Consider the following 22309-nt stretch of genomic DNA (forward strand, 5'->3'; position numbering starts at 1 on the left):
GGTCTCCACTGCCCGCATGTCAGCTCTTGGAACTAACGTTTATTGCGATCGGATTCGTAGGCATAGACGACGCGGCCGTCCTTGATCTCGCCGATCACCGCGACTGCGGGTGATTTGAATGCCTCGTGGTCAGTTTTCGAGAAAGGCTTGTTGTAGGTCATCACAAGGCCTTCGACGGGCTTTTGAAGGTCTTCAAGAGCCTCCTTGATTTTGGTGCCATCGGTAGAGCCAGCCTGCTCGATGGCCGCGGCCATGATGTAGATACAGTCGTAACCTTGAGCCGCCCACACCGGACCCGGGATACGAGCCACGGAGTACGTTTTCTCGTATTTATCGATGAAGGCCCGACGCTTATCGGTCGTGCCATCCAGGATAAACGTCTGAGGCATCCTGACCCCTTCAGCATTGGCACCGGCGTTTTCCGCAAAGTTGGGCATCGACAGCGTCCAACTGCCAATCATGGGAACCTTCCAACCGAGTTTGGCCATGCCATTGGCAATCTGTGCAAGCTCCGGCCCGATCCCGTAGGTCAGGATGGCTTCGGCGCCTCGCATCCGGGAACGCAAGAGCTGAGGCGTCATGTCGACGTCCTTGATATTGAATTTCTCGACAGCGACCGGCTCGATCCCCTTCTCCTTGAGGACTGCCTCAAGATCAGCCCGCCCCAGTTGTCCATAATTCGTGGAGTCGGCCAGGATGGCTACCTTGGTGAGTTTGCGAGCATCAACCGCCTCTTTGACGATCATCTCGGCCTGAATGCGATCGGGGAGCGAGACCCGGAATATGTAGCTGTCAGGCAGATAGGGTTTGGTAACGTCGGTGCCTGAAGGACCCGGAGTGACCACTGGAATCCTGGATTCCTGGTAGAAGCGCTGACTGGCGAGCATCACTCCCGTATTGATTACGCCGACAGCGGCCACAATCTGTTGGTTATAAATCAGATCCTGTGCGACCTGAATCCCACGCTCGTTCCTGGCTTCGTCGTCGCGTTCGATGAGCTCGAGCGGCCTCCCCAAGACGCCACCTTTATCGTTGATTTCTTTTACCGCCATGCGCATCGCATCACGCATGGACACGCCCATGGGGGAAGACGCGCCTGTGTATGGGCCGGGCGCACCAATTTTGATTGGCTCGGCAGCCATGGAGCCCATGGCGAGCAACAGGGTCGATACAGCCAGCGTCGTACGCAGCAAAGATCGCATGATTTGTCTCCATTGTTATTGTTTTCAAATCGTGTAGTGGTGCATCAATCAGTGAATATGAAGGCCTCCATTCACATCGAGCACGACGCCTGTCACGTAACTCGCCATATCTGAAGCCAGATAAAGGCAAGCATTGGCCACTTCCACTGGCTGACCTATTCGTCCCAATGGCGTGGCGGTAAGCGTAAGTTCGCGGTTTTCGTCGGAGAGCCTCCCTGCGATCAAATCTGTCTCGATTAATCCAGGCGCGACGGCGTTGACGCGAATACCGTCCGGCGCAAGCTCTCTTGCCAGGGCTTTTGCCAATGACTGAATCCCGCCCTTTGCTGCGGAGTAATGAGCACCGCCCATGACGCCGCCCCCGCGTTGTGCAGAAACCGAGCCCATGCAAAGAATGCTTCCACGCCCTGCCTTGCGCAGGTATGGCACGACGGCCCTGGACATATTGAAAGCCCCACGCAGGCTTACATCCATAACCAGGTCGTATCCCTCGTCATCGATATCAAGCAAACGTCGCGGCTGACTTACCCCGGCGTTGTTGACCAGAATGTCGATCTGTCCAAAGGCCGCAACGGTCTGTTCGACCACCTTTTTGCACGCCAGAGGATCTCTTACATCGCAGACAAAACCCTGGTGAGGTTCACCCAGGGTTTCGGTCGCCATCTGAAGCTTGTCAGCGGCGATATCAAGGAGGACTATCTTCGCCCCCTCTTCGGCAAATCGCCTGGCGATCGACCATCCAATACCGTTGAGCGATGCGGCACCTGTTACAACAGCCACTTTATCCTTGAGCAACATTTCGGTATCTCCTTCGCAAGCCAGTGCGTTCCGGCTTCCAGCGCTAGTGAATGTGCAGTCCGCCATTGACGTCCAGAACGACGCCAGTCACGTAGCTTGAAAGGTCAGACGACAGGAAGAGACAGGCGTCGGCGATATCCTTGGGCAGGGCAAGACGGCCCAAGGGCGTGGCGGCCAGTGCCGCTTGCCGTCCCTCGTCAGTCAACTTGCCCACCAACAATTCGGTATCGACCAAACCTGGAGCGATAGCGTTGACGCGAATACCGTCGGGGGCCAACTCGCGTGCCATGGCTTTGGCCAGTGTCTGCGTACCGCCCTTGGCTGCGGCGTAATGCGGGCCGCCCAGTACACCGCCGCCTCGTTGCGCGGCAACCGACCCCATGTTCACAATCACGCCGCTACGACGAGCGCGCAGATGTGGAACCAATGCCCGAGACATGTTGAATGCGCCACGCAGGCTAACGTCCATGACGAGCTCGTAATCGTCCATGGTGCTGGCCATGAGTCTGAACGGCTGGCTGACGCCGGCATTGTTGATCAGGATGTCGACTTGCCCAAACGTCTTGATGATTGACTCAACTGCTTGCTGACACGCATCGGGAAATCGAACGTCACAGCGTAGCCCGATGCAATTGCCTCCCAGTTCGGCAGTCGCTGCGTCCAGTGCGCTCTGATCGAGATCGAGTAGCGCAACGCGTGCACCGTTTTCGGTAAAACATTTTGCGGTAGCCCAGCCGATTCCTTTCAGTGAGGCGCCGCCCGTAATAATGGCTGTCTTGCCTTTTAGTAACATGGTGATCTCCGTTGTTCTTGTTTTGGAGAAGTCGTCGTTTTAGACGGTGAGGATGACTGATCCACTTGTTTTGCCAGACGCCAGATCCTGGTGAGCAACGCTCGCTTGCTTCAAGGGGTAGCGATTGTCTACGCGGATACGCAAATCACCGAACTTGACCAATGCAAACAGTTCGCTCGCCCCTCGTTGGAAATCAGCTGACTCTGCGACGTAATGAGAAATGGTTGGACGCGTGATAAACAGCGAACCCTTGTTGCGTAAGTAGGCAAGATCGACTGGCGGAACATCGCCCGAGGCCCAACCGAAGGACACAACCAGCCCAAAGCGCTGAGCGCAATCAAGCGATTTCTCAAACGTATCCTTGCCGATGGATTCATAGACGACGCTAACGCCTTTGCCATCGGTGAGGCGCTTGGTCTCCTCGAGAAAGTCGACCTTTTCGATGTTGATGGGATGGGCGCAGCCATACTCAGTGAGTATTCGGGCTTTCTCGTCTCCCACGCAGGTGCCGATGACCTGTGCGCCCAAGTGGGCAAGCCACTGGCAAAGGATCAGCCCTACTCCACCTGCCGCCGCGTGTACCAGAACCCAGTCACCTGCCTTGATGTCCTTCAAGCGCGTAGCGAGATACCAGGCCGTGAGGCCGCGGAAAAGTGCGCCAGCCGCTGTAGCGGAATCAAGGTTTTGATCCGGCAGCTTGAAAACACGTTCAGCCGGCACGTTGCGCTTTTCGGCATATGCGCCCGGTGTCAGGAAGTGATAAACAACCTTGTCACCTTCGGCCAGCCCTGAAACCGATTTGCCGACTTTTTCGATGACCCCGGCAGCGGCAAATCCCAGCCCGCTTGGCAGCGTTGGAAGCGGTAAGAGGCCCGAACGGAGTTGGGTATCAATAAAATCGACCCCAATGGCCTCCTGACGAATCTGAACCTGCGAATCACTGACGTCCGGGAGCTCGATTTCTTTCCACTTCAGCACTTCAGGGCCGCCGGTTTTCTCGACGATCATTGCGCCAGTTGAATTGCTCATTGCAATACCTCGCTTCTAATGTTCGTTGGAGTGCGTTACTGAGCCGTCCAGCCACCGTCCACTTTCAGGCTTGTCCCTGTCACCATACGGGCCGCAGGACTCGCAAGGTAAAGAGCGGCGCCAACGATATCGTCGACCTGGGCCATATGACCGAGAGGGATCCTGGAGACGAGAAACTGCAGCTTCTCTGGCGTATTGACGATGCTGCGCACCAACGGCGTATCTACAAAGGTGGGAGCGATGCTGTTCACCCGCAGGCCACGATCTGCGAATTCAATGGCCATAGCCTTGGTCAGCCCCTCCACCGCATGTTTGGTCATGCAATACACGGTGCGATTCGGCGAGCCGATATGCCCCATCTGTGAAGTGATATTGATGACCACCCCAGGAACGTCCTTTTCCGTGCTCAGCATTTTCTTCGCAGCCGCTTGCGCGGTTACAAAGCATGCTCGAACGTTCAGGTTGAGCATGCCATCCAGGTGCTCGTCACTGACTTCCACCATCGGCTCCGGAAAATTGGTGCCTGCGTTATTGACCAGAATGTCCAGCTCGGGGAGCTCATCGATCAACGCGCGAATAGCGGAACTGTCGGTGACATCACAGACGGCGACGGTCGCCTGCCCCCCTTGGGCGCGGATGTAAACAGCAACGGGATCAAGAGGATCCCGGTCTCGACCGACCAGGATGACGTGGGCACCGGCTCTGGCGTACGTCAGGGCAATGCCCTCGCCGATACCGCCACCCGCACCCGTGATCAATGCGGTTTTGCCATCTAGACGGAAGCTTGGGGCTACGAAAGGTACGAGGTCAGAATACACAGCGGGCTCCTTTTATTTTTGTATGGCGCCATTACCGTTTTGGTGAAATCGAGCGTACTGCTCGCTGGTAAAAACGACCAATTCAATTATCATTAGGATTATGCAATCTAATCTAATAATGAGCAGCAGCATGTCCTCTCCTCTTGATTCTCGGCCATTACCAAACGTCAATCTCAAGCTTCTCCAGGCGTTCATGCTTGTCGCTGAACATGGCAGTTTTCGCCAGGCAGCTGACCTCACGCACAAATCTCAGTCAGCGGTGACCAGCCAGATCAAACAGCTTGAGGGGCAGTTGGGCGTTCAGCTATTCCATCGCACCACTCGGCAAGTGAGCCTTACCGAATCTGGCGTTGAGCTGCTTGAGAGCGCCAAGCGAGCGGTTCATGAGGTTGAGCTGGGGCTGCGGCGTATTCAGGAGACGACGGATCTAAAAAGAGGAAGAATTTTTCTCGCGTGTTCCACCACTGTCGCCGCAACCCGCCTTGCGAATATTCTTGCGGCTTTTGAGGGCAGCTTCCCCGGAATTGAAGTGTTTGTGCGTGAACTCACTTCCGGTGATATGCATGACAGCCTTCGCAAGGGAGAAGTGGACTTCGGTATCGGCCCGATGAGTGACATTCCGGACTTCAATTTCGAACCGATCCTTACGGAGAATCTCTACGCTCTGGTACCGAAAAAACTGAGAAGCGACGGTGGCCAGACCATCACAATGACCGAGCTCGCCAAACTCCCCCTGCTGTTGCTCAATCAGGCGACGGCACTGCGGGCGGCTGTCGACGATACGGCCAAGGCGATGGGACTCGAGCTCAAGACGCGCTACCAATTCAACCAGGCGCAGACGCTCATATCGATGGCGAACGCAGGGCTGGGCGCGGCGGTTTTACCCGCCGTCGTGTTACCAGAGCACCCTCATCCCGATACTCACGAAATGTTGATTGTCGAACCGGAGATTGCGCGGCAAGTCGCGATCATTACCGTAAGGGCCCGGACAATGTCCCCTGCCGCGTCACGCCTGGCACAGCTTGTACGTCTACTAATCTCAACACCTCACACTAACGCTCGCCAACGCAACAGAAGCTGAAGTCGAAGCAGCAGCTTTCAGTTACCTATCGTGCCGAGGATTCGCCTGGCACGCGATAGCACCGGGGCATCGATCATTTGCCCATCGAGCTTAAAGGCACCGCCTTGCGTCTGCGCCGCGTCCAGGACGCGGCGGGCCCAACTGACGTCTTCCAGGGCGGGAGCCAAGGCCTCGTGAATAGTCCCAACTTGCTTTGGGTGAATGCACAGTACGCCGCCGAATCCCATTTGTTGCGCCCTTTGCACCGCGTACGTCAGACCCGAATCATCACTGATCGAAGGAAAGACGCCGTCCAGGGCAGGCGCCAGTCCGTTGATGCGCGACTGCAAGATGAGAGATACACGAAGCTGATCCAGAACCAGTGCCGCGCCCGCTGATCCGTCCGTGAGGCCTAAGTCCAGGGCCATATCGATGGCTCCGAAGCACAGCCTTTCCAGGCCAGGAACCGCAACGAGCTCAGCTAGATTAGCGGCCCCGAAACCGCTTTCGATGATGGGTAAAACGGGCTTGCCTGTGCTCACAGCCGTTTTCAGTTGAGCAGCGGTTTCTGCCTTGGGGAGCATGATCCCGACTACCCCCGCGTGACGCCTGCAGAACGCCAGATCCTCCCCCTGTTCGATGTGACCTGGAGCATTAATACGCACCAACACACGAACCTGTGGATGCTTGACCAAGTACTCGCCCAATGACGTCCTGGCACCGCGCTTGGCCGATTCCTCGACGGCGTCTTCAAAATCTATTATGACCCGGTCTGCACCACTGTTCAGGGCCTTGCCATACCGCTCCGGTCGATCACCGGGCACAAAGAGCGCAGAGCGCACCAGGCCATGGCCTGAATGCTTGGATGGAACATCATTCATGATTTGGTCTGCCTTCACATCGCGGGAATTTCATTCAAATCCAATCTCGCCAAGCTGCCCTATACCATCCTGCGTATTACCCGCCCAAACGCAGGCCTTGCCGTTTTCCACAACACGGCCTCCAACTGTCAACGGGTCACCGGCGATCAAAGGGCGTACCCCCCGGAACGCGAATGTTCGCACGACGGACTCCGGGGCATTCTTGGAGAATGCGCGCATCACGAGAGTGGCGGTTAAAGGGCCGTGCACAACAAGCCCCTGGTACCCTTCAACCTCAGTCACATATCGCCAGTCGTAATGGATACGATGCGTATTAAAGGTGACCGCTGAGTAACGAAACAGCATCGTGGGACTGGCGTCGATCCCCTCACTCCACTGGGCTTCTGGTAAAGGATCCCCCAGCCCCAGAACGGGCGTAGTTACCTTTCGGTAGACAATGTCCTGCTCCTCCACCAGTGCGAGTTCCCCGTTCTGGCTGTACTCATGCCGAACAGTGACAAATAGCAGAGAGCCTGTTTTACCTTGCTTTTCTTTAATGTCCTGGATCGTAGATCGGCGGTGTGCCAAAGCCCCGACTAACAAGTGTGTCTTGAACGACAGTCTGCCGCCTGCCCACATTCTCGTGCGATCACCCGCATCAGGAAGGAAGTCACCCGTCAGCGCGTGACCGTCGTCGCGTAGGGCCTCGGTAGACGCAATATCCTGGAAATACGCCCAATGCCACAACAAGGGTAGAGCCTCGCCGTTGGCAGGCGGTTTCTCATTAAGCGTCGCGGCTATCCTGGCCGCGTTTGCCTGCGTAATGATTTCTGCGCGATCCTGAGTTGTCCCGATCCACCGTGCGTAATCCACGAGTCCTCCTTATGCCACCGCGGCGTTGGTCTTCAAGCTTCGGCCGGCTGCATCGTTTGTTGAACGGGCGTCTTCAAGCACCATGTCCGCCCCCTTTTCCGCGATCATGATGGCTGGGGCATTGGTGTTGCCTGAACTGATACTGGGCATGATCGAAGCGTCGATGACTCGAAGCCCCTCAACGCCTCTGACGCGCAATCTGGAATCGACCACCGCGGTCTCATCGTTGCCCATACGGCAAGAACCCACCGGGTGATACATCGACTGGCCGAACTTCCTGAGGTAATCGAGCAGTTGTTCGTCCGTCTGCACATGACTGCCTGGCATCGTCTCTTTCACGACATGCCCGGACAGCGGCTCTGCGGCGTAAATCTTGCGCATCCAGCGGATGCCTGCGATCAGCGCCTTGCAATCATCTTCGTGGGTCAGGTAGTTCATCAGAATGTTCGGGTCGTCGTATGGATTCGCCGAATTAAGGCGAATCCGACCGCGTGATTTTGGCCGGATCTGGCTGCATGAAGCGGTGACGACCGGAATCTTCTCAGGCACGATCTTCCCGTCTTCCGTCACGATGATACTGAAGGGCCTGAACTGGATCTGCAGGTCGGGCGAGACCATCGATGGATCGGATTTGATGAAGCAGCACACTTGAGCGGCTGCTGAAGTCAGCAGTCCTTTACGGGCGCCCACGTAGTGCAGCACGTGAGGAATCAGACGCCAGCCCTGAATCTCATGGTTGATCGAGAATTTCGGCGTCACCTGATTAAGGAAGTGAACATACGCATGGTCGTGGAGGTTTTCACCGACCCCCGGGAGGTCATGGACGACATCGATACCATGGCTTTGCAGATGTTCTCGGGGACCTACGCCTGAGAGCATCAGTAACTGCGGCGAAGCAATCGTGCCACCGCTCAGAATGACTTCTTTGGCGAAGACCTCTTGCTTGTCTTTGCGGCCCTTGATTGCGAAGCGAACGCCTACGGCCCGATTGCCCTCGAACAGAATTCGTTCGGCATGAGCATTCACCTGTACTTCAAGGTTCGGACGTTCTCGAACAGGCTTGAGAAAGGCTGTCGCTGTTGATTGACGCACCCCATTTTCAACGGTCATTTGCGGGTAACCAACACCGTACTGTTGGGCTCCGTTGAAGTCCTTGTTGAATGGAATGCCAATCGCCTTTGCCGACTCAATAAACGTCAGGGAGGCGATATGTGGATTCACCACATCAGAGACAGCAAGCTCACCTGTTGCCCCGTGGTACTCGTCGCCGCCTCGTAACTGCCGCTCGCTTTTTTTGAAGTAGGGAAGCACGTCCGACCAGCCCCACCCTTCGTTACCCTCGTCCCGCCAGGCATCGTAATCGTAGGAATTCCCCCGCATGTAGACCAGGCCATTGATGGCGCTGGACCCGCCGAGCGTCTTACCACGAGGACAGTACAAGGTACGGTTGTTGAACCCTGGTTCTTCTGCACCCTGGTACCGCCAGTTCACTTTGCTGTTTGAAAACAGACGAGTCATTCCGGCCGGAATTTTGATCCAGAGCAGGTCATCGGCAGGGCCGGCCTCCAGCAGTAGCACATGTTTGGAAGGGTCGGCGCTGAGTCGGTTCGCCAACACGCAGCCCGCCGAGCCGGCGCCTACGATGATGTAGTCATAAGATTTAACGTTCATGTGTTCACCCCTATCCCTTGTTTTTTTGTTGGAAGGTGGCCGGTCAAATCAGGCCAGTCAGGTAGAAAGCGGCAATGACCACGAAGGCGGCCATGGTCTTGAAAATCGTCAGGACGAAGATGTCGCCGTAAGCTTGCCGATGGGTCAATCCGGTCACAGCCATGAGCGTGATGATCGCGCCATTGTGCGGCAGCGTATCCATGCCCCCGGCTGCGATAGATGCGACACGGTGCATGACCTCAGCCGGTATCGCGTGCTGTTGGGCAAGGGCGACAAAATGGTCACCTAGCGCGCCCAAAGTCAGGCTCAATCCGCCCGACGACGAGCCAGTGATCCCTGCGAGCACGTTAACGCTCACCGCCAGGTTGACCAGCGGGTTTTCGATATTCGAGAGCGTGTCGGCCACCAGCTTGAAGCCTGGCAGCGCGGCAATAACGGCACCGAATCCGTATTCGGATGCAGTGTTGACACCGGCGAGCAGCGAACCCGCAACAGCAACCTGAGTCGAGTTCGTAAATTTTCCGCGGATCCTGCCCCACCCCAGAATAAGAGTCGCAAGAATGCCAAGAGCCAAAGCCCCCTCAACAGCCCATACGGCTGCCATCTTCGTGACGTCTTGCGCAACGGCGGTGGCGTCAGGACGGAATGCTACGAGCACCTGGTTGCCAGCACCGTATTGACTCAGGATCAGATCAAGAATCAGCTTGTTGCCCACTCCAACGATAAACAGGGGCAAAATGGCGAGCCATGGACTGATCAGGGCCTCATTGGCAGGCGCTTCTGGCTCGTTGTTGTGCCCTGTTCCGTAGCCCTCTCCTTTTGCCATCAAGCTGCGGCGACGCATTTCCAGATAGGTAATGCCGCAACCTGCGACGAAGATTGCGCCAATGATTCCAAGCCATGGCGCGGCGTAAGCATCCGTGCCGAAAAAGGCAGTCGGGATGATGTTCTGGATTTGCGGCGTGCCTGGAAGCGAGTCCATGGTGAACGTGAACGCGCCCAAAGCAATCGTTGCAGGTATCAGTCGCTTTGGAATGTTGTTGCGGCGAAACAGCTCAGCGGCAAAGGGATAAAGTGCGAACACCACTACGAACAGCGATACACCACCATAAGTCAGTACTCCACCTACGCAAACAATGCAGGTGATCGAGTAGCTGCTACCAAAAACCTTCGAGACGGCGGTCACGATCGAGCGCGCAAAACCTGAAACCTCAATCAGCTTGCCGAAGACAGCTCCCAGCATGAACACGGGAAAATAGAGCTTCAAAAGCCCTACCATCTTGTCCATGAACAGCCCGCTGTAGGCCGGAGCAACCATCGCAGGCTCAGTGAGTAATACCGCCCCCAACGCTGCGACCGGAGCAAAAAGAATGACACTGAAGCCCCGATACGCAACGAACATCAGAAATCCCAGCGACGCCAGGCAAATAAAAAGACTACTCATTCAGATCGCTCGCTTTTATTTTTGTAAGTCACACGTTCCTGCAGTCGTTGACGCTTATCCTGAAGCGCCAGCGACGATACCGTTGTCGCGCAACGCCCCGATTTCCTGGTGACTGAGCCCCAGAACATCGGCAAGCACCTCATCTGTGTGCTGCCCCAGTTCTGGCGCTGCCTGCACTGCATGACGAGTCGCCTGACCAAACCTGAGTGGAGTGCCGGCTGCTAAATGCTCACCCACGCCAGGTGTCTGGATACGCTCGAATATCGGGTTGTCCAGGGAGACTCGCTTGTCTTCCTGCAGCAGTTGGCGAACAGTGCGATACGGCCCGTAAGCCACACCGTGTTGGTTAAAGTGAACCTCAATTTCGACCAGTGACCGCTTGATGCACCACTGTTTGATCAACGCAGCAAGCAATTCGCGTCCTTCGAATCGATCCGCTTCACTGTCAAAGTTCACGCCCAGAGCCGCTTCCAGTGACTGCACTGCACGCTGCAGGTCGCAGGCTTTGACGAGCGCACGCCATTGCCGTGAGGAGATGGCCACGATCATTACTCGCCGACCATCGGCGGTCGCAAAATCGTGACCGAAAGCGCCATACAGGTAATTCCCGAGCGACTCGCGCTGCTGGCCTATAAGCTCGGACTCAGTCAACAGCCCCAAATGGGACAGGGTGGAGAACGCGCTGTCGGAAAGAGCAAGACGAATCTCTGCGCCCTCTCCGGTGCTTTGACGGCGCGCCAATGCAGCGACAATCGCAGTAGCAGCCTGATTGGCGCAGATAACGTCCCATGCCGGAAGCGTATGGTTGACCGGGCGGTCGGGAGATCCATTTCCCGTCAACATCGGATAGCCCGTAGCGCAGTTGACGGTGTAGTCAACTGCCGTGCTGCCATCGAAATTGCCTTCAATGGTGCAGGAGATCAGATCCGGGCGAAGCTCAGACAGCGTCTGGTGGCTCAACCAAGGGGTACCGATATTGGTGAGCAGGATCCCGCCGGCATCACCGGGTGCCCCTACCAGGCGCTGAAGCAATTCGCGCCCTTCGGGACGTTTGATATCAATCGCGACCGATTTCTTGGCCTTGTTCAGGCTCGTCCAGTAAATACTTCGACCTTCAGGCATCAACGGGAGACGCTGATAATCGATTCCGCCGCCAATCAGATCGACGCGAATGACCTCGGCGCCCAACTGCGCCAAGGTCATTCCACACAGTGGAGCCGCGATGAATGCCGAACTCTCAATGACGCGAACCCCTTTAAGCAGGTCGTAATTCATGAGCCCTCCGCTCCTCGCGACCGCGACTCGGTAGCGTTCTGCCGAGTAGGCACCAGGCATGCGCGCGTGAAACTCATGCAGACCGTACCCTCCTGATTGAACGCTTCGGTACGGGTCGTAACGATCCCCTGCCCCGCCCGTTTGGCGCTCTCACGCACCTCGGTGACTTCGGAGCGTGCGTACAGCGTGTCGCCCGGAAATACCGGAGCACTGAGCGTGATGTCCTTCCAGCCCAGGTTGGCGATCGCATTGAGGCTGATGTCATCGACTGTCATGCCCAGGACGATTGCGACGGTGAGACCGCTGTTGACAAGTGGACGGCCGAATTCGCTCTTCGAAGCGAAATGGCTGTCGCAATGCAGAGGGTGCCGGTTCATCGTCATCAAACTGAACTGAATGTTGTCTGCCTCGGTGATAGTGCGCCCAGGCCAGTGGCGATAGGTGTCACCGACCTTGAAGTCTTCCAAAAAGCGGCCGGGCATTGGAAATTGCGTGGTCATTTTTCTTCCTTATCTGCAATCAGCGTCTGCGCGGATCAGCCGAGGACAAAGGGATCGGGGGTTTCGAGCGCAGTGCTGATCCACACGGTCTTTGTCTGCAGGTAGGAATAGATGGCGTCCTGGCCGTTCTCATGCCCGACACCTGAACGCTTGAAGCCGCCAAACGGGGCCATGTAGCTGACCGCGCGATACATGTTTATCCAGACCATGCCCGCCTGAAGGCGCTCGGACATCATCAAAGAGCGACGAGTGCTCTGCGTCCACACCCCGGCGGCTAAGCCATAAGGCGTGTCGTTGGCGATAGCGATTGCATCTTCTTCGTCCTTGAACGGAATGATGCTGAGTACCGGGCCAAACACTTCCTCACGCGCAATGCGCATTTGGTTATTGACGCCGGTGAAAATGGTGGGTTCTACGAACAGTCCGTTCCCGCATTCGGGTCTGGTCGATGGATTCCCCCCCAGTCGGCACACTGCACCCTCATCTTTCGCGATGGCGATGTAGTCGAGAATCTTCTGGTACTGGGCAGGGGTTGTTACCGGCCCCACCTGAGTGGTCGCCAGCATCGGGTCACCCATTTTTGCGGTACTGGCGAAGGCCAGGAGCTTTTCCACGAACTCGTCGTGGATGGACTCCTGAACGAGCAAGCGCGAGCCCGCAACGCACGTCTGGCCAGTGGCAGCCATGATGCCGCCCACAACACCCTTTACAGCGTTATCAAGATTGGCATCGTCGAAAACGATGTTGGGCGACTTGCCGCCGAGCTCCAGCGTGACTTTCTTGAGGTTTTTGGCCGCCGACTCATAGATCTTTTGCCCACCGTATTCGCTACCGGTGAATGCGATTTTGGCAACGTCCGGATGGGTGACCAAAGGCTCTCCGACCTCAAGGCCAAAGCCGGTCACGACGTTGACGACACCTGCTGGAAAGCCCGCTTTCTCGATGAGTCTGGCAAGCTCCAGAGAAGAGGCAGAAGTGAACTCCGAAGGCTTGAGCACGAAAGTGTTTCCCGCGGCAAGCCCCGGAGCCAGCTTGTTCACGGCCAGTAACAGAGGAGAGTTCCAGGCCGTGATCGCGACACAGACACCAAGCGGCTCATAGCGGGTGAACGTGAAAGTGTCGACCTTGTCGATTGGCAGTACACCCCCTTCGATCTTGTCGGCCAGACCGCCAAAATAATAGAAATATTGTGGCAAGTAGCGCATCTGACCGCGCATTTCTGCGAGCAATTTGCCGTTGTCCGCTACTTCAATGGCCGCGAGATGCTCGACATTTTCAGCGATCAGATCACCCAGACGGCGCAGCAATTGGCCGCGGGCACTTGGCTTCATCTTCGACCATTCAGGTGAGTTGAACGCTGCTTTGGCTGCCGCTACAGCTCGCTCGGCGTCAGCAGCGCGGCCACGAGGCATCGTCGCCCAGATTTCGCCTGAGTAAGGATTCTTGGTTTCAAAGGTTTCACCAGCGGCAGCGTCAACCCATTCACCACCGATATACATTTTATAACTGGTCATTCTGGTTTCCTTTTTTTCAGATCACGGATTTTCAAATCACGGATTTTCAAATCACGTTGTTGGCTTTAAGGGCTTGCAGCGCCTCGGGAGAAACGCCCAGGAGACGGCTCAAGACATCCTCGGTACTCGCCCCAAGGGCTGGGCCGGTAGAAACAAAGGCAGCGGGCGTTTCAGAAAGTCGAGGCATGGCGTTGGGCAGGACGAGCTCGCCGATTCGCGGGTCTTGAACCGTGATTAAGTTTTCACGCTCGGCAAATTGCGGGTCTTCGAAAATATCGGCGATAGAGTTCAGTGGACCGGCTGGCACCTGCCCTTCCTTGCAGACATCAAGCAACTCTTGCTGCGTAAAACCCGACACCCAAAGCGCGACCAATGCGTTGATCTTTGCGCGCGCCTTTACACGGTCAGGGCTGGTTGGATATTCGAGGGCTAGTTCCGGTCTTCCCATTGTTTGGGCAAGACGCTGGAACATCCGGTCATTACTGCAGGCCAGCGCAATCCATTTCCCGTCCTGAGTCTGATAGTGGCTATGGGGAACGACGTTAATGGTGTCAGCGCCCATGCGTTCGCGCACGTACCCATATTTCGCGTAGACCGGAGCAATTTCATCGAGCAGCCGGAAGACCGACTCATACAACCCGATATCGACGTACTGTCCGATTCCGCCTGCTTGCACGGAGCGCAGGGCCAGAAGCACGCCAATGGCGCCCCACATCCCGGAGATGTAATCGGCCAGCGATGTCGAGCCGGGGACAACGGGTGGTCCGTCCGCCTCCCCGGCGAGGAACGAAAGGCCACCAAAAGCATGGGCAATACGTGCAAACCCGGGCTCACCGCGCTTAGGGCCGGTTTGCCCGTAGGCGCTGACCCGCAGCATGACTAATTTAGGGTTGATTTCGCGCAGTGACTCATAGCTGAGCCCCCATTTTTCCAGGGTGCCAGGCCGGAAGTTCTCAAGCACAACGTCCGACTTTGCTACAAGCTGCCTGAACAAATCTGCGCCTTGTTCGGAGCGTAAATCCAGAGTGACAGATTTCTTGTTCCTGGCCTCACTGAGCCAGACCATGCTGTCACCGCACTCCGTTGGCGTTCCAAATTTGCGGAGGGTATCGCCCCCCGCCGGCTGCTCGATCTTGATAACCTCCGCGCCAAAATCGGCGAGAATGGTTCCGCAAAACGGGGCGGCAACGAACGTTGCAATATCCAGGACACGGACGCCTGCCATAGGCTGATTGTTATTTGTCTGGCCCAATTTGAGATTCCTCAGCTGCTGTTCATCGACAGGTGCATGGAGCTGCACTCGCGAGCTGAAGTGATCCTAAGAGAATCCGGGAAACCACACTAATCGAATAATTATTTACATTATTCGATTTTATCAATCAGTCTATTTCACTCACCTAAATACGTGCTCGCAAAGACATGGCGGTGCCGGGGATTACCTGATTGGGTGATGTCACTCGCGACCTGAGTCCGTCGCTATGTTCCAGGGCGCTGTCTCCGGACAGGAAACTATTCCCGCACAAGAACAGATGGCACGGCGATTAGTAGGTTTATGATCCTAATATGTTTCAGTCAGGGCTGTTTATCCCTCTCCTCAGTCTGTCCAAAATCCAAACCTCGAATCGGGGCTGAATGTCTTCAACCCGATGCACTTTCTAGATGACGAGGTTTGATTATGGATCTGCAAATCGCAGGAAAAACTGCCCTGGTCACGGGCGCCAGCCAAGGGCTGGGGCGGGCAATTGCCAAATCGCTGGCTGCTGAAGGCGTGAGGGTCTTCGCCACCGCGCGAAATGAAGAGCTGTTGGCCAGCCTGGTTTCTGAAATCGAGGCATCGGGTGGAGTCGCTCCCGTTACCTTCGCTCAAGACTTCGTTGCGGCTGACGGCCCCGAGAAAATCGTCACCGCTGCGCTGGCCGCGATGGGGCACATCGATATCCTGATTAACAATGCCGGCGGTAGCCGCCCGATGGACATCGATGCGCCTGAAGAGCACTGGGTTGAAGGCATGACCCTGAACTTCGACCGCCACCGCCAAGTGACTCAGAAGCTGTTGCCGAATTTCCTTGAGCGCAAATCCGGCTCTATCGTCAACATCTCGGGCAACCTGGAGCCTGAAGTTGTCAACGCAGCGATGGTCGCTAAAGCAGGTCTGGTCGTATGGGCCAAAGGTTTGTCCGAGCAACTGGGTCAGCACGGCATTACCGTGAACTGTGTCCAACCTGGTCTGATCGATACCGCACAGATACGTCGCCTGTACCCCGGCGAGGAACGCAAGAAGTTCGCCGAGCGTGAAATCGCAATGCGTGACTTTGGCGAACCGGAAGATGTTGGTAACGCTGTAGCCTTCCTCGCCTCACCGCGCGCTCGTTACATCACAGGCACTGTACTGCTGGTGGATGGCGGGATGCGTCGTTACTCGTTCTAAGGCACCAAAGGGTGTCGTTCCCGCGGCCACGATCCGCGGGCACTTCGCTCGCCCTTGAGGGAAATATCCCCATGCAAACTGATAGAACCACGTTTCCTCCGGGTCTGGAGAGTGGCATCTTCCCGAAGGTGTTTCGTCCTGGCGCGCTGACGTTTGGCTTGATCGCGCCGCTGGAGGGCTATCCAGGTTCTGCGTCGCCCACCCTGTATCAGCACACCGAACTGGCCAAACAAGCCGATGATCAGGGCTTTGCCGCAATCTGGCTCAGAGACGTTCCCTTCCACGATCCGTCGTTTGGAGACGTAGGCCAGATATTCGATCCTATGGTGTATGGCACGTGGCTTGCCGCTGCGACCAAAAAGATTGCCATCGGGACTGCGGGAATTGTTCTCCCGTTGCGCGATCCGCTCATCGTCGCCAAACAGGCAGCATCGCTCGATCACCTCACCCAAAGTCGATTCATCATGGGGTTGTCTACGGGTGATCGTCCACGTGAATACCCTGCATTCGGGGTTGGCTTTGAAAACAGAGCGGAGCGTTTCAGAGAGGCTCATCTGCTAATGCGCGCCGTGCTTGAACAACGCTTCCCAACTTACAAAAGCGCTCACTATGGCGAGCTCGATGGATCGCTTGACTTGATCCCGAAGCCTGCTCAGGAAAGGCTGCCTACACTGGCCATTGGTCGCTGCGGTCAAGACATCGAATGGCTTGCGCAAAACATGGATGGGTGGATCTGGCACCAGAGCAATTTTGACAGGCTGCCGGAAGTGATCAACGTGTGGCGCCGCAGTTGTGGCCCTGAGTTCTTCAAGCCCTACGGCTACGGCGTGTTCTTTGAGCTGGACAAAAATCCTCACGCGCCACTGAGAACCGGGGGCGGATTGCATGCAGGTCGTAATGCGCTGATTGATTTATGGAAAAGGCAACAAGACCAGGGGCTGTCCCATGTCGCACTGAACATGAGGGTTTCGCATCGACCGGTGAATGAAACACTGGATGAACTGGCTGAGTATGTCCTTCCACAATTTGCAGATTGAGCGCCACCCATGGTTATGGGCAGCGCTGATAACTATATGGGTTGACCCGGGTTCAAAGGACAGCCGAAGCTTGACCGCCTGCAAGGCATAGCTCACTCACACGAAGGCCGTTTTGCGTTATCCGCGAAGGAAACACATCCTTGAGCCGTTCCTCGTGGATGGGTATGACTCGCTTGACCTGATAGTCGACGGCCTTGAGCATTTCATCCGAGGCAGTGACCAGATTCGTATTGCTACCCATCGCAAGACCCACAGGTTTGATGCTCAACTTGCCCTCTATCCTTCCCTGAGCAACTTCGGGATTATTGACTAGGTTGTCATAGACATAGACCAGATCACCGGCCAGTACCCAGCCGTTCTGAGACTGTCGGGCCAGGTCGTTGCGCACATGCACCCACATGCATCCGTAAGTATGGCTGTCGTAGGCCACATGAAGATCGATGCCAGGGAGAACGTCCTCCTGTGGACCATCGATGCACTTTAGACGTCCCTGCCTGGTCAATTCCACCGCTCTTAAAATGTCTGAAGGGTCGGTGCCAGCCATCATCCATTGCATGTGTTCCGGCTGGGCCATTGCCCATATCCACTTCGACAGCTCACGCTCCTGGATATAAAACGTCGCGTTGGGAAACGCATCGGTGTTACCGAGATGATCGAAATGTGAATGGGTAATGAATACGGTATCCACTTCTTCAGGGGTGACTCCGAGCTCAGCCAAAACCTGTCGCGGCGAATGCCAGTGCTCTACCCCGAATCGATCACCCAGCACTGTGCCATAGGCTTCGTCGTTGTAACCCACGTCGACCATCATCGTTCGCCCTCCTCCCTTGATCACCACATAGCAATAGGGAAGCTTGCGAACACCTTGATTGTGCGCGCCGGAAAGGACACCGCTGACAGGGTAGTTAGTAACGTAAGCGTATTCAGCCACCCAGATGGAGTAGGCGTTTTCAGACATAGTGTGCTCCTTGTTGTTTTTAGCCGTTGCACAGTTGCAGGACGGTTTACGACGTGGCCAGACTGGCCACGCAGCAGGCGCAGGCATCCTCGAATGCGACAGGTTGCAGTGACACGACAGGATCGGCGGCGCAGTGCAGCATGGCGCTCACCGATTTCAACGCAGCCAGCCATTCGTCTAGCCGAGCCGAAAGCCGATGAGCATCGCGCACAGCACCATTGAGGTCGTGGGCAACCACATCCAGCTTTCGGGCTGCGCTTCGTAAATGATTCAGATGTGGAACGGCTCCCACAGGCGCAACAACGGCATTTAACTCGTCAAGACAGGCTTCAGTCTGCTCCTTGGGAGTGCGGGACATCTCGAAGTAGGTATCGAAACACCCATTTGCCTGACCCAGGATAAGCAACCCGCCAATTTGCCCAATCAGGCGGTTCATCCGTTCGTATTGAGGGCGCACGCAGCTTGCGTAATACATCCACTCATCAGAACGTTGATTGTCACCAATTACGGCGTCGAGACGAACCGCAGATGGTGCAAGGGAAGCCTGTTGATCGGTAAAGTGGAGTTTCTCGCCGGCAAAGCTGAGATTCATGGATCACACCTCTGTATGAGCCGAATAGACCGCGCTGTTCAAACGACGTCCGTTCCGACAGATATATTGTTTTAATTAAGGAATACTTGTGTTGCGCATGGGTATTGGGTCCTTCCAGAACAGTACTTTGCCCGCCCCTCAGGAAAAATGATGATATTGACGCTTGATATAGGACTTTGGGGGCGATAGCGCTAGACACCCTGCCGGGACGGCAAGCAACCTGACACGATACAGAAACCTCCAGAAATTCTGGTTTTTAGTTATTCGTAAAAAACCTTAACGGGAAGAACGCATCTTATCTATTTAATTTTCTGAACACATTATGCAAGCCAATCAATCAATATCCTCACATACCAGAAGCCTGAACTCTTATTAAGAATGAAGAAACCATGACCAGCATGATGACAGGCAAGGTAACGTTTAAAGGCTTGGCTACGTGCGGGAAGGCTCGGTTGAGTGATCCCCTCGAGCGGTTAGCCAATACGATTATAAAACAGCCGAAAGACCTACGTTCTCTTGTCCAAACGCTCCAGACTGCCAGTACCGTTATCCGAAGCGAGAAATAATTTGGCAGGGTGCAATACACGCGGGACAGCTGGAACAGAGGGGCTTTTAATCGATGCACTGATTGTGAATGCGAAAAGCGTAAGAACGGATGCAGCAAGTGACAAGCCTAATGCGAATTTCATGATAAGCGCCAGCGTAGTCTTCGAGAGGGATCGAATCCTCGCACGCCGAGTTCGCAGAATTAACCAGCAGAACAATAACAGTCTGTTCCCGCTCAAATACCAATCCATTTGGCATCAGCTAAAATAACGTCTGAGGATTGTTAACAATTCAGTTATGCAGTATGCCTGCGCCAGACCACAGTACGCTTTGGGGCACTATATGCAGATTTATACAATAGTCACGATTTTCACAGCGACCTACTATCTCCTCACAGATGTCCGAACGGACGCCGCCATGAAGAGATCCTGAAAATCATGTCACAACTTCCCGCTTTGTTTACCCCGATCAACCTGCGCTCAGTGCAACTGAAAAATCGTCTTGTTGTTTCACCCATGTGCCAATACTCGGCAGGCCAAGGCATAGCCAATGAATGGCATCTGGTTCACTACGGGCGATTCGCCCTCGGCGGATTCGGCGCTGTCATCCTTGAAGCAACCTCGGTAGCTCGCGATGGCCAAATTACTCACGGGGATCTGGGCATCTGGAACGATGCGCAGGCTACAGCGTTGGCTCATATTGCAGGCTTCCTTCGGGCCAATGGATCCGTACCAGGGATTCAACTCGCACATGCTGGACGCAAAGCCTCAAGCCAACGTCCATGGGAAGGTGATGGCCCGCTCGGAGAGAAAGACATACAGCGAGGTGATGCTCCATGGCCAACGATCAGCCCCTCTGCTGAAGCTCACGCTCCCGGTTGGCATACGCCGCGAGCACTTGACGAAGCAGACCTGGAAGCGATGCTCGATACTTGGGAGGCTGCTACCAAACGTGCCCTGAAAGCCGGATTCGAGATCATCGAAGTGCATTGTGCCCATGGGTATCTGTTGCACGAGTTCCTGTCGCCATTGGCGAACAGCCGTACCGACGAATATGGCGGAAGCCTTGAAAACCGTATGCGCTTCCCGCTGCGAGTCATTGAGCGCGTGCGCAAAACGATGCCTGATGACCTCCCGATGTTTGTTCGTATTTCTGCTGTAGATGCAATGCCGGGTGGCTGGAGCCAGGATGACAGCGTTGTTTTTGCTGCCAAAGCCAAAGCCTTGGGTGCTGACGTCATCGACTGCTCCACAGGCGGCTTGCGTGGGTATGAAGGCGCAAGCTTCCCTGGCTATCAGGTTCCTCACACACAGCGCATCAAGGAAGAAACCGGGATTCTGGGCATGGCAGTCGGCCTCATCACCGATGCCAGACACGCCGAAGCCCTCGTCAGCGCCAACCAGACGGATCTCGTCGCGCTGGGCCGTGAAGCATTGTTCGATCCTCAATGGCCGAATCACGCGCGTCGCGAACTGGGTCAGGAAGTGCTCGACTATTCCAACTGGCCAATCCAGTCAGGCCACTGGCTGACCGGCCGAGAAAAGCAGCTCGGTCACAAGTAATGAATCGGCTGCGGCCAAAACGTGCCGCAGCCCCTTCCGCTTGAATTTTCCGGTATTGAGTGATCCGGGAATATTGCGATTCGACTGCCTCATATACAGGCTCGCATTCATCGCTGCTTTGGCAAATGGTATGGATCAAGCGGCCGCAGAAGTACTCGGACGAACGCCCCCTCTTGTCTGTTTTTGGTCCTCAACATCAAATTCTCTTCCTGTGCCCTCCAGCCAAGCTCTACGATAGTGGGCATTCTATGCACGATTTTCCGAATATTCAGGGTTGGGATACCCATCTTCGGTTATACATGGATAATTCAATGACACAGTTATTGGCTCATAGAACATGGATCTCCCAGATTACACATCGTCAGATCATCCGCCTCAGGAAGCGCTCTCAAAGGATCTGGCAGCGATCATAGGGCGCTTTACCCCTATTGACGGTGCACATCGCACAGCCATCCCGTCCTTGACTTTCCACCGGTACTCCACCCCGGCGAAAGAAGAATCAGCCTTCACCAAGGTCGCGCTAATCTTCGCGGCACAAGGCGCAAAGACTGTCACCGTGGGCGACGCGTCCTACAGCTACGACACGAAACACTGTCTGGTTACATCGCTCGACATGCCGGTTATCGGCCGAGTCACACAGGCGAGTCCAGACGCGCCCTACCTTTGCTTCGCGTTGGAATTAGACATGCAGAAGGTCGCCGACATTGTCGCCTCGCATGAGCTACCACCTCCTGACGAGCCGCCGACCGGCCTCGGTATCAGTCTGAGCAAACTACCTGCCGAGCTGCTGGAGGCTGCCTATCGCTTGGCGCGCCTGCTCAATACGCCCAAACATATTCCAACCCTGGCCCCCCTGATCGAACAGGAGATTCTTTATCGCCTGCTCATGAGCAGCCAAGGCATGAGGCTGCGCCATACGCTGGTCGCCGATAGCCGCGCCTTCAAGGTCAGCAAAGCGGTCGAATGGATCAAGGATCACTACAACGCGCAGATAAGCATCGACGAGTTGGCAAGTCATGTGAATATGAGCGTCTCCTCGTTACATCAGCACTTCAAAGATGCGACCGCGATGAGCCCCCTGCAATATCAGAAGCGCCTTCGGCTGCTCGAGGCACGCCGCCTCCTGATAAAGCGACCGAGCGATGTGGGTGTTGTTGCATCGATGGTGGGCTACGAAAATTTGTCGCAGTTCCATCGCGAATACAAACGCCTGTTCGGGGCCCCTCCAATTCAGGATGCCGTACGGCTGCGGGCAGACTCGATCTAACCGCGCAGGCCCGACTTCCGCTCAGGGATTGGAGCCAATCAGGGGTTCGTCCTGGCCGTCCATAGGCGCTGGGTGATCTTGT

20 protein-coding genes are annotated in these 22309 nt (G+C 55.7%); 5 read left to right on the forward strand and 15 right to left on the reverse strand.

The features are described from left to right. Nucleotides 1-32: 32 nt before the first annotated feature. The 5 genes from BM70_RS0113035 to BM70_RS0113055 are packed head-to-tail and all read right to left on the reverse strand — an operon-like array spanning nucleotide 33 to nucleotide 4640. Nucleotides 33-1202, reverse strand: a complete 1170-nt coding sequence (locus BM70_RS0113035) for an ABC transporter substrate-binding protein (protein WP_025856408.1) — start codon at nucleotides 1200-1202, stop codon at nucleotides 33-35. Between the two features lie 48 nt (nucleotides 1203-1250). Further along, nucleotides 1251-2000, reverse strand: coding sequence for an SDR family NAD(P)-dependent oxidoreductase (locus tag BM70_RS0113040; protein ID WP_025856409.1), 750 nt, complete (start codon nucleotides 1998-2000; stop codon nucleotides 1251-1253). A gap of 43 nt (nucleotides 2001-2043) precedes the next feature. Then, nucleotides 2044-2793 carry an SDR family NAD(P)-dependent oxidoreductase gene (locus tag BM70_RS0113045; RefSeq protein WP_025856410.1) on the reverse strand — a complete coding sequence of 250 codons (750 nt, stop codon included), beginning with the start codon at nucleotides 2791-2793 and terminating at the stop codon, nucleotides 2044-2046. A 39-nt stretch (nucleotides 2794-2832) separates the two neighbouring features. After that, nucleotides 2833-3822, reverse strand: coding sequence for a quinone oxidoreductase (locus tag BM70_RS0113050; RefSeq protein WP_025856411.1), 990 nt, complete (start codon nucleotides 3820-3822; stop codon nucleotides 2833-2835). A gap of 35 nt (nucleotides 3823-3857) precedes the next feature. After that, on the reverse strand, nucleotides 3858-4640 hold the full coding sequence (locus BM70_RS0113055; RefSeq protein WP_025856412.1) for an SDR family NAD(P)-dependent oxidoreductase: 783 nt from the start codon (nucleotides 4638-4640) through the stop codon (nucleotides 3858-3860). A gap of 130 nt (nucleotides 4641-4770) precedes the next feature. On the opposite strand from BM70_RS0113055, the gene BM70_RS0113065 reads away from it, so the two are divergent. After that, on the forward strand, nucleotides 4771-5721 hold the full coding sequence (locus tag BM70_RS0113065) for a LysR family transcriptional regulator (protein WP_025856414.1): 951 nt from the start codon (nucleotides 4771-4773) through the stop codon (nucleotides 5719-5721). A 17-nt stretch (nucleotides 5722-5738) separates the two neighbouring features. Here the strand turns inward: BM70_RS0113065 and BM70_RS0113070 are convergent, their stop codons facing one another. Genes BM70_RS0113070 through BM70_RS0113105 form a run of 8 tightly spaced genes read right to left on the reverse strand, consistent with a single transcriptional unit; the run spans nucleotide 5739 to nucleotide 15089 of the window. Then, nucleotides 5739-6581, reverse strand: coding sequence for a CoA ester lyase (locus BM70_RS0113070; protein ID WP_051556756.1), 843 nt, complete (start codon nucleotides 6579-6581; stop codon nucleotides 5739-5741). A 30-nt stretch (nucleotides 6582-6611) separates the two neighbouring features. Beyond that, nucleotides 6612-7433 carry a MaoC family dehydratase N-terminal domain-containing protein gene (locus BM70_RS0113075; RefSeq protein ID WP_025856416.1) on the reverse strand — a complete coding sequence of 274 codons (822 nt, stop codon included), beginning with the start codon at nucleotides 7431-7433 and terminating at the stop codon, nucleotides 6612-6614. 9 nt (nucleotides 7434-7442) lie between these two features. Next, the gene (locus BM70_RS0113080) at nucleotides 7443-9104 is read right to left on the reverse strand and encodes a GMC family oxidoreductase (protein ID WP_025856417.1); all 1662 of its coding nucleotides are present in this window, start codon (nucleotides 9102-9104) and stop codon (nucleotides 7443-7445) included. 43 nt (nucleotides 9105-9147) lie between these two features. Further along, nucleotides 9148-10548, reverse strand: coding sequence for a GntP family permease (locus tag BM70_RS0113085; RefSeq protein WP_025856418.1), 1401 nt, complete (start codon nucleotides 10546-10548; stop codon nucleotides 9148-9150). Nucleotides 10549-10602: 54 nt separating this feature from the next. Next, nucleotides 10603-11823, reverse strand: a complete 1221-nt coding sequence (locus BM70_RS0113090; protein WP_025856419.1) for a CoA transferase — start codon at nucleotides 11821-11823, stop codon at nucleotides 10603-10605. Continuing rightward, complete coding sequence (locus tag BM70_RS0113095; RefSeq protein WP_025856420.1) at nucleotides 11820-12323, reverse strand: MaoC family dehydratase; 504 nt, start codon at nucleotides 12321-12323, stop codon at nucleotides 11820-11822. The genes BM70_RS0113090 and BM70_RS0113095 overlap by 4 nt, the downstream gene beginning before the upstream one ends. Before the next feature lie 35 nt (nucleotides 12324-12358). After that, nucleotides 12359-13837, reverse strand: coding sequence for an aldehyde dehydrogenase (locus BM70_RS0113100; protein WP_025856421.1), 1479 nt, complete (start codon nucleotides 13835-13837; stop codon nucleotides 12359-12361). A gap of 46 nt (nucleotides 13838-13883) precedes the next feature. After that, a complete protein-coding gene (locus BM70_RS0113105) occupies nucleotides 13884-15089 on the reverse strand; it encodes a CaiB/BaiF CoA-transferase family protein (RefSeq protein WP_218187291.1) in 1206 nt (401 codons plus the stop codon). A gap of 423 nt (nucleotides 15090-15512) precedes the next feature. Between BM70_RS0113105 and BM70_RS0113110 the strand changes: the two genes are divergently transcribed. Then, entirely contained in the window at nucleotides 15513-16265 is a 753-nt protein-coding gene (locus BM70_RS0113110) for an SDR family NAD(P)-dependent oxidoreductase (RefSeq protein ID WP_025856423.1), read from the forward strand. Between the two features lie 71 nt (nucleotides 16266-16336). Next, the gene (locus tag BM70_RS0113115; protein ID WP_025856424.1) at nucleotides 16337-17302 is read left to right on the forward strand and encodes an LLM class oxidoreductase; all 966 of its coding nucleotides are present in this window, start codon (nucleotides 16337-16339) and stop codon (nucleotides 17300-17302) included. 52 nt (nucleotides 17303-17354) lie between these two features. Here BM70_RS0113115 and BM70_RS0113120 read toward each other — a convergent pair whose 3' ends face one another. Then, nucleotides 17355-18260: an N-acyl homoserine lactonase family protein gene (locus BM70_RS0113120; RefSeq protein ID WP_025856425.1), complete on the reverse strand. Its 906-nt coding sequence runs from the start codon at nucleotides 18258-18260 to the stop codon at nucleotides 17355-17357. Between the two features lie 46 nt (nucleotides 18261-18306). Beyond that, the gene (locus tag BM70_RS0113125; RefSeq protein WP_025856426.1) at nucleotides 18307-18852 is read right to left on the reverse strand and encodes a hypothetical protein; all 546 of its coding nucleotides are present in this window, start codon (nucleotides 18850-18852) and stop codon (nucleotides 18307-18309) included. Nucleotides 18853-19835: 983 nt separating this feature from the next. Between BM70_RS0113125 and BM70_RS0113135 the strand changes: the two genes are divergently transcribed. Next, entirely contained in the window at nucleotides 19836-20960 is a 1125-nt protein-coding gene (locus BM70_RS0113135) for an NADH:flavin oxidoreductase/NADH oxidase (protein ID WP_025856427.1), read from the forward strand. A gap of 337 nt (nucleotides 20961-21297) precedes the next feature. Further along, on the forward strand, nucleotides 21298-22227 hold the full coding sequence (locus tag BM70_RS0113140) for an AraC family transcriptional regulator (RefSeq protein WP_025856428.1): 930 nt from the start codon (nucleotides 21298-21300) through the stop codon (nucleotides 22225-22227). Nucleotides 22228-22309 lie beyond the last annotated feature (82 nt).

The organism is Pseudomonas sp. CHM02, assembly GCF_000612585.1.
Lineage (GTDB): Bacteria > Pseudomonadota > Gammaproteobacteria > Pseudomonadales > Pseudomonadaceae > Aquipseudomonas.

Excerpts from the sequence above, each read along its gene's own strand:
- BM70_RS0113035 (WP_025856408.1), bottom strand. The coding sequence starts at position 1,202 with ATGCGATCTTTGCTGCGTACGACGCTGGCTGTATCGACCCTGTTGCTC.
- BM70_RS0113040 (WP_025856409.1), bottom strand. The coding sequence starts at position 2,000 with ATGTTGCTCAAGGATAAAGTGGCTGTTGTAACAGGTGCCGCATCGCTC.
- BM70_RS0113045 (WP_025856410.1), bottom strand. The coding sequence starts at position 2,793 with ATGTTACTAAAAGGCAAGACAGCCATTATTACGGGCGGCGCCTCACTG.
- BM70_RS0113050 (WP_025856411.1), bottom strand. The coding sequence starts at position 3,822 with ATGAGCAATTCAACTGGCGCAATGATCGTCGAGAAAACCGGCGGCCCT.
- BM70_RS0113065 (WP_025856414.1), top strand. The coding sequence starts at position 4,771 with ATGTCCTCTCCTCTTGATTCTCGGCCATTACCAAACGTCAATCTCAAG.
- BM70_RS0113070 (WP_051556756.1), bottom strand. The coding sequence starts at position 6,581 with ATGAATGATGTTCCATCCAAGCATTCAGGCCATGGCCTGGTGCGCTCT.
- BM70_RS0113080 (WP_025856417.1), bottom strand. The coding sequence starts at position 9,104 with ATGAACGTTAAATCTTATGACTACATCATCGTAGGCGCCGGCTCGGCG.
- BM70_RS0113085 (WP_025856418.1), bottom strand. The coding sequence starts at position 10,548 with ATGAGTAGTCTTTTTATTTGCCTGGCGTCGCTGGGATTTCTGATGTTC.
- BM70_RS0113090 (WP_025856419.1), bottom strand. The coding sequence starts at position 11,823 with ATGAATTACGACCTGCTTAAAGGGGTTCGCGTCATTGAGAGTTCGGCA.
- BM70_RS0113095 (WP_025856420.1), bottom strand. The coding sequence starts at position 12,323 with ATGACCACGCAATTTCCAATGCCCGGCCGCTTTTTGGAAGACTTCAAG.
- BM70_RS0113100 (WP_025856421.1), bottom strand. The coding sequence starts at position 13,837 with ATGACCAGTTATAAAATGTATATCGGTGGTGAATGGGTTGACGCTGCC.
- BM70_RS0113110 (WP_025856423.1), top strand. The coding sequence starts at position 15,513 with ATGGATCTGCAAATCGCAGGAAAAACTGCCCTGGTCACGGGCGCCAGC.
- BM70_RS0113115 (WP_025856424.1), top strand. The coding sequence starts at position 16,337 with ATGCAAACTGATAGAACCACGTTTCCTCCGGGTCTGGAGAGTGGCATC.
- BM70_RS0113120 (WP_025856425.1), bottom strand. The coding sequence starts at position 18,260 with ATGTCTGAAAACGCCTACTCCATCTGGGTGGCTGAATACGCTTACGTT.
- BM70_RS0113125 (WP_025856426.1), bottom strand. The coding sequence starts at position 18,852 with ATGAATCTCAGCTTTGCCGGCGAGAAACTCCACTTTACCGATCAACAG.
- BM70_RS0113135 (WP_025856427.1), top strand. The coding sequence starts at position 19,836 with ATGTCACAACTTCCCGCTTTGTTTACCCCGATCAACCTGCGCTCAGTG.
- BM70_RS0113140 (WP_025856428.1), top strand. The coding sequence starts at position 21,298 with ATGGATCTCCCAGATTACACATCGTCAGATCATCCGCCTCAGGAAGCG.